This is a genomic window from Gemmiger sp. An194 (genome assembly GCF_002160145.1).
Classification (GTDB): domain Bacteria; phylum Bacillota; class Clostridia; order Oscillospirales; family Ruminococcaceae; genus Allofournierella.
Genome location: NZ_NFKA01000007.1, coordinates 94,015 through 107,052, shown reverse-complemented (window position 1 = coordinate 107,052; position 13,038 = coordinate 94,015). Strand labels below are relative to the sequence as shown.

Annotated in this window: 23 protein-coding genes; all 23 read right to left on the bottom strand. The window is 59.3% G+C overall.

The genetic code is table 11. The features are described from left to right. Positions 1 to 18 precede the first annotated feature (18 nt). Complete coding sequence (gene rplF / locus B5F28_RS06415) at positions 19 to 561, bottom strand: 50S ribosomal protein L6 (RefSeq protein WP_058965289.1); 543 nt, start codon at positions 559 to 561, stop codon at positions 19 to 21. Positions 562 to 579: 18 nt separating this feature from the next. Then, complete coding sequence (gene rpsH, locus B5F28_RS06410; RefSeq protein WP_058965290.1) at positions 580 to 978, bottom strand: 30S ribosomal protein S8; 399 nt, start codon at positions 976 to 978, stop codon at positions 580 to 582. 160 nt (positions 979 to 1,138) lie between these two features. Next, positions 1,139 to 1,324: a type Z 30S ribosomal protein S14 gene (locus B5F28_RS06405; RefSeq protein WP_058965291.1), complete on the bottom strand. Its 186-nt coding sequence runs from the start codon at positions 1,322 to 1,324 to the stop codon at positions 1,139 to 1,141. A gap of 14 nt (positions 1,325 to 1,338) precedes the next feature. After that, on the bottom strand, positions 1,339 to 1,878 hold the full coding sequence (gene rplE / locus B5F28_RS06400) for a 50S ribosomal protein L5 (protein WP_087294470.1): 540 nt from the start codon (positions 1,876 to 1,878) through the stop codon (positions 1,339 to 1,341). 17 nt (positions 1,879 to 1,895) lie between these two features. After that, entirely contained in the window at positions 1,896 to 2,210 is a 315-nt protein-coding gene (gene rplX, locus B5F28_RS06395) for a 50S ribosomal protein L24 (RefSeq protein ID WP_058965293.1), read from the bottom strand. A gap of 13 nt (positions 2,211 to 2,223) precedes the next feature. Beyond that, positions 2,224 to 2,592: a 50S ribosomal protein L14 gene (gene rplN, locus B5F28_RS06390; protein WP_087180223.1), complete on the bottom strand. Its 369-nt coding sequence runs from the start codon at positions 2,590 to 2,592 to the stop codon at positions 2,224 to 2,226. A gap of 29 nt (positions 2,593 to 2,621) precedes the next feature. Then, on the bottom strand, positions 2,622 to 2,876 hold the full coding sequence (rpsQ, locus tag B5F28_RS06385; protein WP_058965295.1) for a 30S ribosomal protein S17: 255 nt from the start codon (positions 2,874 to 2,876) through the stop codon (positions 2,622 to 2,624). A gap of 13 nt (positions 2,877 to 2,889) precedes the next feature. Next, complete coding sequence (rpmC, locus tag B5F28_RS06380) at positions 2,890 to 3,075, bottom strand: 50S ribosomal protein L29 (RefSeq protein WP_058965296.1); 186 nt, start codon at positions 3,073 to 3,075, stop codon at positions 2,890 to 2,892. After that, the gene (gene rplP / locus B5F28_RS06375) at positions 3,072 to 3,509 is read right to left on the bottom strand and encodes a 50S ribosomal protein L16 (RefSeq protein WP_087180224.1); all 438 of its coding nucleotides are present in this window, start codon (positions 3,507 to 3,509) and stop codon (positions 3,072 to 3,074) included. Before rplP ends, rpmC begins: the two co-directional genes overlap by 4 nt. Next, on the bottom strand, positions 3,509 to 4,195 hold the full coding sequence (gene rpsC / locus B5F28_RS06370) for a 30S ribosomal protein S3 (protein ID WP_087294467.1): 687 nt from the start codon (positions 4,193 to 4,195) through the stop codon (positions 3,509 to 3,511). Before rpsC ends, rplP begins: the two co-directional genes overlap by 1 nt. Before the next feature lie 13 nt (positions 4,196 to 4,208). After that, on the bottom strand, positions 4,209 to 4,544 hold the full coding sequence (rplV, locus tag B5F28_RS06365) for a 50S ribosomal protein L22 (RefSeq protein ID WP_058965299.1): 336 nt from the start codon (positions 4,542 to 4,544) through the stop codon (positions 4,209 to 4,211). 20 nt (positions 4,545 to 4,564) lie between these two features. Further along, positions 4,565 to 4,837, bottom strand: coding sequence for a 30S ribosomal protein S19 (gene rpsS / locus B5F28_RS06360; RefSeq protein WP_058965300.1), 273 nt, complete (start codon positions 4,835 to 4,837; stop codon positions 4,565 to 4,567). Positions 4,838 to 4,852: 15 nt separating this feature from the next. Continuing rightward, positions 4,853 to 5,683 carry a 50S ribosomal protein L2 gene (rplB, locus tag B5F28_RS06355; protein ID WP_058965301.1) on the bottom strand — a complete coding sequence of 277 codons (831 nt, stop codon included), beginning with the start codon at positions 5,681 to 5,683 and terminating at the stop codon, positions 4,853 to 4,855. A 98-nt stretch (positions 5,684 to 5,781) separates the two neighbouring features. Then, positions 5,782 to 6,075 (bottom strand): 50S ribosomal protein L23, encoded by a 294-nt coding sequence (gene rplW / locus B5F28_RS06350; protein ID WP_058965302.1) that lies wholly within the window; start codon positions 6,073 to 6,075, stop codon positions 5,782 to 5,784. Beyond that, complete coding sequence (rplD, locus tag B5F28_RS06345; RefSeq protein ID WP_058965303.1) at positions 6,075 to 6,698, bottom strand: 50S ribosomal protein L4; 624 nt, start codon at positions 6,696 to 6,698, stop codon at positions 6,075 to 6,077. The genes rplW and rplD overlap by 1 nt, the downstream gene beginning before the upstream one ends. Positions 6,699 to 6,712: 14 nt before the next feature. Then, positions 6,713 to 7,345 (bottom strand): 50S ribosomal protein L3, encoded by a 633-nt coding sequence (gene rplC / locus B5F28_RS06340; protein WP_058965304.1) that lies wholly within the window; start codon positions 7,343 to 7,345, stop codon positions 6,713 to 6,715. Positions 7,346 to 7,503: 158 nt separating this feature from the next. Beyond that, complete coding sequence (rpsJ, locus tag B5F28_RS06335; protein ID WP_058965305.1) at positions 7,504 to 7,815, bottom strand: 30S ribosomal protein S10; 312 nt, start codon at positions 7,813 to 7,815, stop codon at positions 7,504 to 7,506. Between the two features lie 494 nt (positions 7,816 to 8,309). Continuing rightward, positions 8,310 to 8,873, bottom strand: a complete 564-nt coding sequence (locus B5F28_RS06330) for a hypothetical protein (protein ID WP_087294465.1) — start codon at positions 8,871 to 8,873, stop codon at positions 8,310 to 8,312. Positions 8,874 to 8,892: 19 nt separating this feature from the next. Beyond that, positions 8,893 to 10,644, bottom strand: coding sequence for an Rqc2 family fibronectin-binding protein (locus tag B5F28_RS06325; protein ID WP_087294463.1), 1,752 nt, complete (start codon positions 10,642 to 10,644; stop codon positions 8,893 to 8,895). A gap of 67 nt (positions 10,645 to 10,711) precedes the next feature. Further along, on the bottom strand, positions 10,712 to 11,347 hold the full coding sequence (locus tag B5F28_RS06320; RefSeq protein WP_087294461.1) for a hypothetical protein: 636 nt from the start codon (positions 11,345 to 11,347) through the stop codon (positions 10,712 to 10,714). Positions 11,348 to 11,365: 18 nt separating this feature from the next. Continuing rightward, the gene (locus tag B5F28_RS06315; RefSeq protein ID WP_087294459.1) at positions 11,366 to 12,112 is read right to left on the bottom strand and encodes a Nif3-like dinuclear metal center hexameric protein; all 747 of its coding nucleotides are present in this window, start codon (positions 12,110 to 12,112) and stop codon (positions 11,366 to 11,368) included. A 16-nt stretch (positions 12,113 to 12,128) separates the two neighbouring features. Next, complete coding sequence (locus B5F28_RS06310; protein ID WP_247643425.1) at positions 12,129 to 12,797, bottom strand: class I SAM-dependent methyltransferase; 669 nt, start codon at positions 12,795 to 12,797, stop codon at positions 12,129 to 12,131. Beyond that, positions 12,794 to 12,994: a DUF1858 domain-containing protein gene (locus B5F28_RS06305; RefSeq protein ID WP_087294458.1), complete on the bottom strand. Its 201-nt coding sequence runs from the start codon at positions 12,992 to 12,994 to the stop codon at positions 12,794 to 12,796. Before B5F28_RS06305 ends, B5F28_RS06310 begins: the two co-directional genes overlap by 4 nt. Positions 12,995 to 13,038: the final 44 nt, after the last annotated feature.

Sequence of the window (13,038 nt, the reverse complement as noted above, 5' to 3'; positions counted from 1 at the left end):
TGTCTTTCACTCCTTACCTTATTTGCCTTTGCCGGCCTTGCCCTCTTTGCGGATGATGTGCTCACCAGCATAGCGGATGCCCTTGCCCTTGTAGGGTTCGGGAGGACGTTTCTCGCGGACTTCCGCCGCGAACTGGCCGACCTTCTGTTTGTCGATGCCCTTGATGATGATGGTGTTAGCATCGGGAGCTTCGATCTTGATGTCGTCGGTCTCATCGACGATCACCTGGTGGGAGAAGCCCAGGTTCATGACCAGGCTCTTGCCCTGCTTGGCCACACGGTAGCCAACGCCCTGAACCTCCAGCTTCTTCTCAAAGCCGTTCACAACACCTTCCACCATGTTGCTGATGTTGGTGCGGGTCAGGCCGTGCAGGCTGCGGGCCTGCTTCTCGTCATTGGGGCGGGTCACCAGCACTTCACCATTCTCGACGGTTACGTTCATCAGAGGATGGATGTTGGAATTCAGGGTGCCCTTGGGGCCCTTCACGGTAACGTTGTGGCCATTCACGGTCACTTCAACGCCCGCAGGAATGACGATGGGTTTTCTTCCAATTCTCGACATTGTCTTTTTGCCCCTTTCTTACCACACAAAGGCGAGTACTTCGCCGCCAACATGGGCAGCGCGAGCAGCCTTATCGGTCATAACGCCCTTAGAGGTGGAGATGATCGCGGTGCCCAGGCCCTTCATGACCTTGGGCATATCTTCGCAGTTGGTGTAGATGCGCAGGCCGGGCTTGGAAACACGGCGCAGGCCGGCGATAACGGGAGTGCCGTTCTCCTGATACTTCAGGGTCAGGCGCAGGGTGCCCTGCTTGTTGTCTTCGATCAGCTGCACACTCTTGATGTAGCCCTCGTCAACCAGAATCTGGCAGATCGCTTTTTTCAGGTTGGAAGCGGGAACGTCTACAGAAGGGTGTTTGGCAGTGCTGGCGTTGCGGATGCGGGTGAGCAGGTCCGCGATAGGATCAGTAATGTGCATGCCACTAACCTCCTTTAAGGTTCTTCGTTTCGTTTTTGTTCGGACAGTTGTGAGACAAACGCCTCACATATATTTAAGTGTGAGACCCCTTGCCGCCTCCCCCGCCGCGCCGAACCGGCACGGGGAGGAGCGCAAAGGAACTCACAGCTTAAAACAGTGTTTACCAGCTGGCTTTCTTCACGCCGGGGATCTCGCCCTTGTAAGCGAGCTCACGGAAGCAGATACGGCAGATACCGTACTTGCGCAGGTAGGCGTGGGGACGGCCACAGATCTTGCAGCGGTTGTAACCGCGGGTGGAGAACTTAGGCTCGCGCTGCTGCTTGATCTTCATAGAAGTTTTTGCCACAGTCGTACCCTCCCTTAGTTAGCGAACGGAGCGCCCAGAGCCTTCAGCAGCTCCTTGGACTCTTCGTCGGTCTTGGCGGTGGTCACGAAGCAGATGTCCATGCCACGCACAGCGTCGATCTTATCATAGTCGATCTCGGGGAAGATCAGCTGCTCCTTGATGCCCACAGCGTAGTTGCCGCGGCCGTCGAAGGAGTTGCCGTTGATGCCGCGGAAGTCACGCACGCGGGGCAGAGCCACGCTGAACAGACGATCCACGAACTCGTACATGCGCTCGCCACGCAGGGTGACCTTCACGCCGATGGGCATGCCTTCGCGCAGCTTGAAGTTCGCAACGCTCTTCTTGGCACGGCACACAACGGGCTTCTGGCCGGTGATCTGAGCGATGTCGCCCAGGATGGCGTCCAGCATCTTCTGGTTGTCCTTAGCGTCGCCGCAGCCAACGTTGACGACTACCTTGTCCAGCTTGGGGATCTGCATAACGCTCTTGTACCCAAACTTGCTCATCAGGGCGGGAGCAACTTCATTGACATACTTTTCTTTCAAACGTGCCATTGTGTTGTATTCCCTCCTTACAGCTCGGCGCCGCACTTACGGCAGACGCGCACATTCTTGCCATCCTTGGCAGCGTGAGCCACGCGGGTGGCCTTGCCGCACTTGGGGCAAACCGGCATAACCTTGCAGGCGTAGATAGCACCCTCGGCCTTCACGATACCGCCCTGCTCGCCCTGGCGGCGGGGTTTCACGTGCTTGGTGACCATGTTCAGACCCTCAACGATCACCTTGCCCTCCTTGGGGCTAACAGCGATCACTTTGCCGGTCTTGCCTTTGTCTTTACCGCTGATGATCATTACGTTGTCGCCGGTTTTAACATGAAGATTGTTCATTCTTAAAACCTCCTTACAGCGATTCCGGAGCCAGGCTCAAGATCTTCAGGTAGCCGTTCTCACGCAGCTCGCGAGCAACGGGTCCAAAGATACGGGTGCCTCTCGGGTTCTTGTCTTCACGGATGATGACCGCAGCGTTCTCGTCGAAACGGATGTAGCTGCCGTCCTCACGACGCAGGCCCTGCTTGCTGCGAACGATCACAGCCTTGACCACGTCGCCTTTTTTCACAGTGCCGCCGGGAGCTGCCTTCTTAACAGAAGCAACCACAACGTCACCGATGTTAGCGTATCTCTTGCGGGAGCCGCCCAGCACACGAATGCACATTAACTCTTTGGCACCGGTGTTGTCGGCCACTTTGAGATAAGTTTGCATCTGAACCATTGCCAGATCCTCCTTTCAAAGTACCAGGCTTACTTCGCCTTCTCTACGATTTTGACCATGCGCCAGCGCTTGTCCTTGGACAGGGGGCGGGTTTCCATGATCATTACACGGTCGCCAATGCCGCACTCGTTGTTTTCGTCGTGGGCTTTGAACTTAACAGTGCGCTTCAGGATCTTCTTGTAAAGGGGGTGCTGCACGCTGTCTTTCACGGCAACCACGATGGTCTTATCCATCTTGTCGGACACAACGGTGCCCACACGGGTCTTTCTCAAATTGCGTTCCATCGTTTAACCTCCTTTACGCTTTCTCAGCCAGGACAGTCAGCACACGAGCGATGTCGCGCTTAACGGTCTCGATGCGGCCGGGGTTCTCCAGCTGGTTGATGGCGTGCTGAAAACGCAGGTTGAACAGCTCTTCCTTCAGCTCGGCCAGCTTCTTATTCAGGTCAGCAGCGGACATACCGCGCAGTTCTGCAGCTTTCATGCGTTGCCACCCTCCTCTACTACATTCTCTTCGCGCTTAGCGAACTTGCACTTAACAGGCAGTTTGTGCATGGCCAGGCGCAGAGCCTCGCGAGCGATCTCCTCGTTCACGTCGGCCAGCTCAAACAGCACGCGGCCGGGCTTCACAACGGCCACCCAGTACTCGGGAGAGCCTTTACCGGAACCCATTCGGGTCTCAGCGGGCTTCTCGGTAACGGGCTTATCGGGGAAGATCTTGATCCAAACCTTACCGCCACGCTTGATGTAACGGGTCATGGCGATACGGGCGGCCTCGATCTGACGGGAGTCGATCCAGCCGGGCTCCAGAGCAACAAGACCATACTGGCCCTGGTTAACAGTGTTGCCGCGCATGGCTTTACCGGTCATACGACCACGATGCACACGGCGGTATTTGACGCGCTTAGGCAGTAACATTACTTGTTGCCTCCTTCTTTACGGGATGCGGGCTTGGAACCCTTCAGAACCTCACCCTTGTAGATCCACACCTTAACGCCGATGCGGCCGTAGGTGGTAGCAGCCTCAGCGAAGCCGTAGTCGATGTCGGCGCGCAGGGTCTGCAGGGGAATGGTGCCCTCGTGGTAGCTCTCGGTGCGGGCGATGTCCGCGCCGCCCAGACGGCCGGAAACCTGGGTCTTGATGCCCTTGGCGCCACGCTGCATCGCACGGCCCATGCACTGCTTCATCGCACGGCGGAAGCCAATGCGGCGCTCCAGCTGAGCGGCGATGTTCTCAGCTACCAGCTGAGCGTTGGTGTCCATGTTCTTAACCTCAACGATGTTCACGTTGACGGCCTTGCCGGTCATCTTAGCCAGCTGCTCCTGCAGCTTGGTGATCTCGCTGCCGCCCTTGCCGATAACCATACCGGGCTTAGCGCAGAAGATGTTGACCTTCAGCTTGGGAGCGCCGGACTGATTGTCCACAGTGCGCTCGATCTCGATCTTGGGGATACCCGCGCCGAAGAGCTGCTTCTTCAGGGTCTTACGGATCTTGTAGTCCTCGACCAGGGTGTCGCCGAATTCCTTCTTGGAAGTAAACCAGCGGCTGTCCCAATCTTTGATTACACCCACGCGAATGCCGTGGGGATTGACTTTCTGGCCCATTGTGTTTACCTCCTTACTCTTTCTCTTTCAGAACCACGGTCACATGGCTGGTGCGCTTCAGCACACGGTAAGCGCGGCCCTGGGCGCGGGGACGGATGCGCTTCAGGGTGGGGCCGGGGGTAACAAAGCACTCGGCCACATACAGGCTGTTCTTATCCATGTTGTGGTTGTTCTCCGCGTTCGCGGCAGCAGACTTCACCAGTTTCAGAAGGGGCTCGCAAGCGGCCTTCGGGGTGTACTGCAGAATCGCCAGCGCCTTATCCAGAGGCTGGTTGCGGATCAGATCCAGAACAACCGAAACCTTCCGGGGGCTGATGCGGGCGTATCTAAGATGTGCCCTAGCTTCCATTGCTTTACTCCTCCTTTTAATTACTTACCGGTCTTGGAGCCGGCATGGCCCTTGAAGGTACGGGTGGGGGCGAACTCGCCCAGCTTGTGACCAACCATATCCTCAGTTACATACACAGGCACATGCTTGCGGCCGTCGTGCACCGCGAAGGTGTGACCGACAAAATCAGGGAAAATGGTGGAGGAGCGGCTCCAGGTCTTCAGAACCCGCTTCTCACCGGCGGCATTCATCTCCTGAACGCGCTTCAGCAGAACAGGCAGGACATAAGGTCCCTTCTTAACACTTCTACCCATGTTCGTTCTCCTCTCTTAACCGTTCGCGCGCTTGACAATGAACTTGTCAGAGCGGTTGTGATGCTTGCGGGTCTTGTAACCCATAGCAGGCTTGCCCCAGGGGGTAACAGGGCCGGGACGGCCAACGGGGCTCTTGCCCTCACCACCACCGTGGGGGTGATCGCAGGGGTTCATAACAGAACCGCGAACAGTGGGACGCCAACCCATGTGGCGCTTGCGGCCGGCCTTACCGATGTTCACGTTCTCGTGATCCACGTTGCCAACCTGGCCGATGGTAGCGATGCAGTTCAGAGGAATGTTGCGCATCTCGCCGGAGGGCAGGCGAACCAGAGCGTAGCCGTTCTCTTTCGCCATCAGCTGAGCCATGTTGCCGGCGCTGCGCACCAGCTGGCCGCCCTTACCGGGGTACAGCTCGATGTTGTGGATGATGGTACCAACAGGGATGTTGGCGAAGGGCAGAGCGTTGCCGGGCTTGATGTCGGCATTGGGGCCAGCCATGATCACATCGCCAACCTTCAGGCCTTCGGGAGCCAGGATGTAACGCTTCTCGCCGTCCTCGTACTGAACCAGAGCGATGTGAGCAGAACGGTTGGGATCGTACTCCAGGGTCTTTACAGTAGCGGGAACATCAAACTTGTTGCGCTTGAAATCGATCACACGGTACTTGGTGCGATTGCCGCCGCCGTGATGGCGAACGGTGATGCGGCCGGTGTTGTTGCGGCCGGAAGCCTTCTTCATGGGCTCCAGCAGGCTACGCTCGGGGGCCACTTTGCTCAGCACGCTGTAGTCAGTAACAGTCATACCGCGGCGGCCCGGGGTAGTCGGCTTATACTTCTTGATAGCCATTGCTATTCTCCTTCGTTACTTATGAATTGTTATCGGGGTCATATCCCCATACATGAGCCCTGCTCGGGCTCTTGGAAGAAATCGTTTGAAACGATCTCTTATACCATGCTCTCGAAGAACTCGATGCCCTTGCTGCCCTCTTTCAGGGTAACAACAGCCTTCTTCTTGGCAGCGGTGTAACCGCCGTGCATGCCCTGGCGGCGGTAACGGCCGCGCACGTTGATGGTGTTAACCTTCTCGACCTGGACGCCGAACAGCTTCTCAACGGCCTTAGCGATCTCTACCTTGTTGGCATCGGTGGCAACCTTGAAGGTGTACTTCTTGGAAGCAATGCCCGCCATAGAGTTCTCGGTAATGACAGGAGCCAGGATGATGTCTTGTGCAGTTTTCATTAGCCCAGAACCTCCTCAAGTTTCTTGGCCGCGTCTACGCTCAGGATGAACTTGTCGGCGTTCACAACGTCGTAGGTGTTCACGCTGGTAGCCACGGTGGTAACCACGCCGGGGATGTTGGCGGCGCTCTTCACGAGCTTAGCCTCGACCTCGGGGGTAACGATCAGGGCCTTCTTGCTAACGCCCAGGGCGTTCAGCATGTTGACCACGGTCTTGGTCTTGTACTCGGCAACGCTCAGGTTGTCGACCAGGATCATGTCGCCGGCAGCAGCCTTGGCGCTCAGAGCGCTCAGGATGGCCAGACGCTTAACCTTGCGGTTGATGCGGTAGCTGTAATCGCGGGGCTTGGGGCCCAGAGCAACGCCACCGTGAGTCCACTGGGGAGCGCGGATGGAACCCTGACGGGCATGACCGGTGCCCTTCTGACGCCAGGGCTTACGGCCGCCGCCGCGAACCTCGCTGCGGGTCTTGGTGCTCTGAGTGCCCTGACGCTGGTTGGCCAGGAAGTTGACCACAGCGGCGTGCACAGCCTTCTCGTTGGGGGTGATACCGAACACGGCGTCGGAAAGCTCTACGGTGGAAACTTTCTTGCCGTTCATATCCAAAACGTCAAATTGTGCCATTGTGCTTTCCCTCCTTACGCCTTCACGCTATCGCTGATGCAAACCACAGCGCCCTTGGGGCCGGGAACAGCGCCTTTGATAGCGATCAGATTATTTTCGGCGTCTACCTTGACGACGGTCAGGTTCTGGATGGTAACCCGCTCGGCGCCCAGGTGGCCGGGCAGCTTCTTGCCCTTGAATACGCGGCTGGGAGTGGAGCAGGCGCCCATGGAACCCGCATGACGGGCAACGGGGCCGGTGCCGTGGCTCTCGCGCAGGCGATGGCCGTTCCAGCGCTTGATGGTGCCGGCGTAGCCCTTACCTTTGCTTACGCCAACTACGTCGATGTGGTCGCCAGCAGCGAACACGTCGGCCTTCAGGATATCGCCCACGTTCATGGCGCTGATATCCGCCAGGCGGAACTCACGCAGGGTCTTCTTGGGAGCAACGTCCGCCTTAGCGAAGTGGCCCTTGGCGGGCTTGTTTACGCGCTTAGCGGAAACTTCGCCGAAGCCCAGCTGAACTGCCTGATAGCCGTCGCTCTCAACGGTCTTCTTCTGCACTACGGTGCAGGGACCAGCCTCGATGACGGTTACGGGAACGACCTTGCCGTTCTCATCGAACAGTTGAGTCATGCCCAGCTTTTTGCCGATGATACCTTTTTGCATTTTTCTTTTCCTCCTATAAGGTTATTGGTTGACATCGTGAGTAACTTGGATGCCAACATGACCTCTCCGTTTGGATAGCATTTCGATCGATGTTGCCTTCATTGAATCCGGCAGTTGGCGGCACCAGAGCGGCCGCCCTTACCTGTTTAAATGTAAGCTTACAGCTTGATCTCGATGTCTACGCCAGCGGGGAGCTGCAGGCTCATGAGAGCCTCAACCGTCTTGTTGGACGGCTTCAGAATGTCGATCAGACGCTTGTGGGTGCGGGTCTCGAACTGCTCACGGCTGTCCTTGTACTTGTGAACAGCGCGCAGAATGGTGACCACTTCCTTGTCGGTGGGCAGAGGGATGGGGCCGGACACGCGAGCGCCGGTGCGCTTAGCGGTCTCCACAATCTTCTCAGCAGCACCGTCGATCAGCTGATGATCGTAGCTCTGCAAACGAATTCTGATTTTCTCTTTGACTGCCATTTTCGTCGCCTCCTGTAATTATTTGGTGCCTAGGCGGCCGATCAACTACTGAACACAGCGCCGGGTGTTTCACAATTTGGCACGATAAAAGCCGGTGAACCGCTTGGCAGTTCCCCCGGACAGACTTCGGCAAATTGAGTTGGACATTGGTACACCGCGCAGAATGCGACAGGGTACGTATCCCTTTGCTCTCAGTAATTCTTTCGCCCGGTTCTAGATCGGACATACTCCGCGGAAAAACCCGTCTTGTGACGGCAACCTCCCGCATCAACGCATATCATGGCTTGCGCAGCTTGGTACACAAGCCATTTGCAGCCGAGACTTATTGTAGCACATGGATTCGCCGGTTGCAAGGGCTTTTTGTAAAAAAAATAAAATTTTTCAAAAGTTTTTCGGCTATATGCCAAACGCGTTTTAACATAGCCTTTTCCCTGCTTTCTTTCAGGAGGCGATGGTCCCCGGCGCGGGCGGAACCCCGCGCCGGAGATGCTGCATCAATAATAATAGAAAGGCGAATCAAAGCCGTAGCCGTAACCGCCATGACCGAAGCCACCGTAGCCAAAGCCGGTGAAGTAAGCGACCAGGCCAAAGAGCGCGATGCACAGGATCACACTGACCACCGTGCTCACTGCCACCAGGATGAGCTTTGCCCGGGCCCAGTTACGTTTGGTGATGCTGGTGCCGCCGCCGAAGCTCCAGATCAGCAGCACCACCAGATTGACAATGGGAACAGCGGTGAGAATCAAACTCCACAGCCATTCCAGCGTCTTGACCGGCGGTTCCGGCTCATCCTCTGCTTTCGGGGCGGGCGCGGGCGGTGCCTGGCGCTGGTAGCGAGGCTCGTCATAGGGCGGGGGCGGCGGGGTGGCCGGACCACCCGTAACGCCTGCACCAAACTCCCAGGAGGCGCTGTGCTGCTCCGGTGTGCTGCCGGGCTGCACCGGCTCCGCCTGCGCGGGCTGCGGCTCGGGAGCGGGCTGCTCCGGCGCGGGAGCGCCGCACACCGGGCAGGTCAAGGTGTCCGGTTCCAGATAACTGCCGCACTGTTTGCAATACATGATGGATTCCTCCTTCGCGTCACTTTTTGGCCGGCTGTTCCCGCAGGCGTTCCTCAATGCCCTCCTCCGGGGTGATATAGCCGGTCTCGTATTTTTCATAGAGCACCATGCCGGGCTTCAGGTCGCCGGTCTTGCGGATGTTCTTCACCTCGGTGTAGTCCACCGCCACCTTGGCGCCGCCTGCCAGGCTGGAATGCACCACCGCCAGCATGGCCGCCTCGTTCTGAGTGGTGAGGGGGATGTCTTTGCCCTCGCTCATCACCACGGTATGGCTGCCGGGTGCATCCTTCACATGGAACCACAGGTCCTTGCCACGGGCGGTATGCAGGGTGAGCTTGTCGTTCTGCAGGTTGTTGCGGCCCACCAGGATCAAAAAGCCGTCCGAAGAGCGATAGCGGTAGAAATCCGCCGGCTTCTGCTTTTTGTCCCGGATCTTGTAATACTTCAGATAGCCCTGGCTCTTCAGCTCGGCGCGGATCTCGCCCAGAGCCTGCTCGCCGGTGGCGGTCTCCACCTCGTAGAGCACGGTGCCCAGATATTCGATCTCCCGCTCGCCTTCCTCCAGCAGCTTTTTCAGCATCTTGGCCGCGGTCTGCTTTTTCTTGTATTCCTTGAAATACTTCTGGGCGTTGCCCACGCCATTCAGCCGGGCATCCAGCGGGATCTCAATGGTCTGACCGTCGTAGTAGTTCAGCACCTGTACGCTGCGCATGCCCTTGTCCACCGCCCAGAGGTTGGCCTGCAGCAGCTCGCCGTACAGCCGCAGCTGATCGGCCTTGCCGCTCTGGGCCAGCTCTTCCTTTCGGGCGGCCTGTTTGCGGATGGCACGCTCGTGCAGATTTTTCACGGTCTTGGCCAGGTCCTTGCTCTTCTGGCGGAGCCGCTCGGCCCGGTCCTTGGTGGAGTAATACCCCTCCAGCATGGTGCTGAAGCTGTCGTAATGGGTCAGGCGCTGCTCGCCGTACTGGGTCAGGGCGGTGAAGCTGAACTCCACCGGCTTGCCGGTCTCGTCGCAGGCCAGGCAGGGCTTGCCGCCCGCCTCGTAATCCGCCTTGATGCCGTCGATGGCGGCAATCAACGCGGTCTTCTCGCTCTCGGTGAGCATATCCGCCTGGGCTGCGCTCTCCCCCAGCGCCCGGAAGGCTGCCTCCCGGCAGACCACCGGGCCCACACCGGCACAGCTGCGCATGAGCGCATCCGCCACCGGAAGATCCTTCTGACAGGCGGCAGCCACCAGCCCGGCGCTGCTCACCGCGAACAGATCCGGCTTGTTGGGCTTCTGGGGCAGGGTGTACGCCAGACCCGGCAGCAGCTGGCGAATCTGAGAATCTTCGAAGTCCACCCGCTTGAGGGCATCGATGATCCGCCCCTCCTGCACCAGCACCAGATTGGAATAACGGCCCATCAGCTCCACCGCCAGGATGTTGCGGACCAGATCGCCCATCTCGTTGGTGCACTGGAATTCGAAGAAGACCAGCCGGTCGCCCTGCTCCACCCGCAGGTCCACCAGACGGCCGCCGGTCAGATGCTTGCGCAGCAGCATGCAGAAGCTGGGCGGAACTGCCGGATTTTCAAAGGTGTCCTGCGTCAGGCAGGCGCGGGCGGAACCGCTGCGGGCGGAAAGCAGCAGCTTGAAGGTATCCGTCCGGGTGCGCAGTGTAATGACCACCTCGTCCCGGGTGGGCTCGAAGATCTTGTCGATCTTGGCATCCAGCAGGGTTTGTTTCAATTCGCGGGCCGCGAGGGCCAGCAATGCGGCATCCAATGCCATGGGTCTCACCTCTTTGTAAAAAAAGCGGCCGTGCCGGGCGGCACGGCCTGCTTGCAGTCAACTTGGTTCACCGGCCGCGCAGCGCCGCTTCGGCAGCATCCACATCGGCCAGACCGGAAAATTCCATCGTGATGTTGCGGTGACGGGTGTGACCGTTTCGATAATAGGTCTCCACCTGACCATTGGAAAGGATCAGGTCACCGGTCCCATCCTGATAATAGCGCTTCTCCACGCCCTGGATGGAATCCAGCTCCCAGAAACTCACCCGCCCTTTGGTCACCACCAGCACCCGCTGGTCGGTGATGGCGTATGCAATCTCCTCCGGCTTGGGTCCGCCCACCTGGGGGAACAGCATTTTGATGCCCACCAGAATGAACGGAATGCCGAACAGCGGGAACAGGATGCCAAACAGCCCTGCTCCCAACGTGAGGGTCTGCAGTGCCATCAGCTCCCAGAAGCAGGCAAAGCCCAGAAAAAACACCGCGAACAGCCTGCCCGCTCCCCGGGGACCGTGCAGCTTCTGCGGTCTGCCGGACCAGAGCAGCCGTTCACCGGGAGCAATCTGGCGCTCCAGCAACGCCTGTGCTGCGCCGGTTGTCTCGCGGGGCCGGGGCTGCTCCGCTGCCTCACGCCCGGCTGCGGGTGATTCACCGAACATTTCCTCGTTATAGCCCACGCTGCTCTTGTCCTGCTCGTTCCACATGACGGCTGCTCCTTCCTATTATAAATAAGAAAAGGGGTCCTTGTTGCGGCGGCTGCAGATCACCCGCAGCCCGCTGAAGCGGCGGCTCAGATGGTCCGCCAGCACCGGCACGATGGGAAATTCGGTGCTGTAATGCCCGGCCACGATCAGGCTCAGGCCCATCGCCCGGGCGTCGATGGCATCGTGGTGGCTGGCCTCGCCGGTGAGCAGAGCATCTGCTCCCGCAGCGGCCGCGTCCGCCAGCATGCTGCCTCCGCTGCCGCCGATCAGTGCCAGCCGCCGGATAGGCTTGCCCGCATCCACCAGCTTCACATGGGCATTCAGTCGACTCTGGCACAAAGCAGCCAGCGCCTTTGCGTCGGTGGGCTCCACGCTGCCCACCCGACCGATCCCCTCCTCACCGAAGGGCTCCGGGTTTTCCACCTCAAACAGCCGGGCCAACACGTCGTTCACGCCGCCCTCTGCCGCATCCAGATTGGTGTGCATACAGATGGCGGAGATATTTTTCTTCACCAGGCGGAAGGCCACATCTCGCCGGGCAAGGGTGCGCAGCGGCTTGAAGATCACCGGATGATGGGCCACGATCAGCTGGCAGCCCTGCAGTTCAGCCTCAGCCACCACCTCGTCGGTGATGTCCAGCGCCACCAGAACGCTGGTCACCTCAGCCCCGCAGTCCACCAGCAGGCCCACGTTGTCCCAGCTTTCCGCCAGGTCCTTCGGGGCCAGCTGCTCCAGACACTCACAGATCTCACGCACTCTTGCCATGTTGGGTCTTCCTCCTTTATGCTTCGCCTTCCAGCTGCCGCAGCAGCGCGTCGGCGCGCCGGGCGGCTTCCGGGTCCTGCTCCAGTCCGCGCCGGAACTTTTTCAGCCGGTTCAGCTGCTGGGCACGGTATTCCGCCGCGCCCGGCTGGTCCTGGGTCAGGCCCAGCAAACATTCCGCATCGGTGGGCTGCCGGACCGTTCCGGTATAAGCCGCATCCATCACGGCATACCAGTGGTGCGCCGCGCACACCAGGCGCTCAGCGTTCAGCGAAAAGCCGTTTTCCCACAGCCAGCGCCGGAGCACCGGGGCCTTGGTGGCCGGGATGAGCACCAGCTGGGTGCCCTCGTCCCGCACCCAGGGAGCGGCGGTGAGCATCTCGATGGCGGTCTGGGCGCTCACGCCCGCAATCACCACCGCCTGCGCCTCACCGGGAGCCAGCACACTCAGTCCGTCGCCCAGGCGAAGGTCCACCTTCTCCAGGCAGCCCGCCTCCTGGCAGGTCTTCTCGGCAGTAGAAAGAGGACCGGGGCGAAGATCCGCCGCGATCACCCGCCGGGCACGGCCGGTGCAGGCCAGATAGGCCGACAGCTTGCCGTGGTCGCAGCCGATGTCCGCGGCGGTATCGCAGGGGCGAACCAGATCTGCCGCCGCCTGCAGCCGTTCATCCAGCTTGGGGGCGATCATTCGTTGCCGAAGTGCTTGTTCAGCTTGGCCACCAGCTCGTCGGCGTTGGTGCCGTGAACCATGCAGGCCTCCTCAATGGTCTCACCGCGGGCAGAGGGGCAGCCCAGGCAATGCATGCCGATCTCCAGGAAGTAGGGGGCCACGGTGCCGTCGGTGTCCAGAATATCGCCGATGATGGTATTTTTGGTAATGATCATGATGTTCGATCTCACTTTCCTTTATAATCTCGGGCAGCCGCACA

Coding starts and splice junctions, on each gene's coding strand:
- B5F28_RS06325 (WP_087294463.1), bottom strand. CDS start 10,644: ATGGCATTGGATGCCGCATTGCTGGCCCTCGCGGCCCGCGAATTGAAA.
- rpsH (WP_058965290.1), bottom strand. CDS start 978: ATGCACATTACTGATCCTATCGCGGACCTGCTCACCCGCATCCGCAAC.
- rplD (WP_058965303.1), bottom strand. CDS start 6,698: ATGGCACAATTTGACGTTTTGGATATGAACGGCAAGAAAGTTTCCACC.
- rpsC (WP_087294467.1), bottom strand. CDS start 4,195: ATGGGCCAGAAAGTCAATCCCCACGGCATTCGCGTGGGTGTAATCAAA.
- B5F28_RS06305 (WP_087294458.1), bottom strand. CDS start 12,994: ATGATCATTACCAAAAATACCATCATCGGCGATATTCTGGACACCGAC.
- rplV (WP_058965299.1), bottom strand. CDS start 4,544: ATGGAAGCTAGGGCACATCTTAGATACGCCCGCATCAGCCCCCGGAAG.
- rpmC (WP_058965296.1), bottom strand. CDS start 3,075: ATGAAAGCTGCAGAACTGCGCGGTATGTCCGCTGCTGACCTGAATAAG.
- rpsS (WP_058965300.1), bottom strand. CDS start 4,837: ATGGGTAGAAGTGTTAAGAAGGGACCTTATGTCCTGCCTGTTCTGCTG.
- B5F28_RS06330 (WP_087294465.1), bottom strand. CDS start 8,873: ATGTATTGCAAACAGTGCGGCAGTTATCTGGAACCGGACACCTTGACC.
- B5F28_RS06315 (WP_087294459.1), bottom strand. CDS start 12,112: ATGGCAAGAGTGCGTGAGATCTGTGAGTGTCTGGAGCAGCTGGCCCCG.
- B5F28_RS06310 (WP_247643425.1), bottom strand. CDS start 12,797: ATGATCGCCCCCAAGCTGGATGAACGGCTGCAGGCGGCGGCAGATCTG.
- rplB (WP_058965301.1), bottom strand. CDS start 5,683: ATGGCTATCAAGAAGTATAAGCCGACTACCCCGGGCCGCCGCGGTATG.
- rplX (WP_058965293.1), bottom strand. CDS start 2,210: ATGAACAATCTTCATGTTAAAACCGGCGACAACGTAATGATCATCAGC.
- rpsJ (WP_058965305.1), bottom strand. CDS start 7,815: ATGGCAGTCAAAGAGAAAATCAGAATTCGTTTGCAGAGCTACGATCAT.
- rplC (WP_058965304.1), bottom strand. CDS start 7,345: ATGCAAAAAGGTATCATCGGCAAAAAGCTGGGCATGACTCAACTGTTC.
- rplF (WP_058965289.1), bottom strand. CDS start 561: ATGTCGAGAATTGGAAGAAAACCCATCGTCATTCCTGCGGGCGTTGAA.
- rpsQ (WP_058965295.1), bottom strand. CDS start 2,876: ATGGAACGCAATTTGAGAAAGACCCGTGTGGGCACCGTTGTGTCCGAC.
- rplP (WP_087180224.1), bottom strand. CDS start 3,509: ATGTTACTGCCTAAGCGCGTCAAATACCGCCGTGTGCATCGTGGTCGT.
- rplW (WP_058965302.1), bottom strand. CDS start 6,075: ATGAAAACTGCACAAGACATCATCCTGGCTCCTGTCATTACCGAGAAC.
- rplN (WP_087180223.1), bottom strand. CDS start 2,592: ATGGTTCAGATGCAAACTTATCTCAAAGTGGCCGACAACACCGGTGCC.
- rplE (WP_087294470.1), bottom strand. CDS start 1,878: ATGGCACGTTTGAAAGAAAAGTATGTCAATGAAGTTGCTCCCGCCCTG.
- B5F28_RS06320 (WP_087294461.1), bottom strand. CDS start 11,347: ATGTGGAACGAGCAGGACAAGAGCAGCGTGGGCTATAACGAGGAAATG.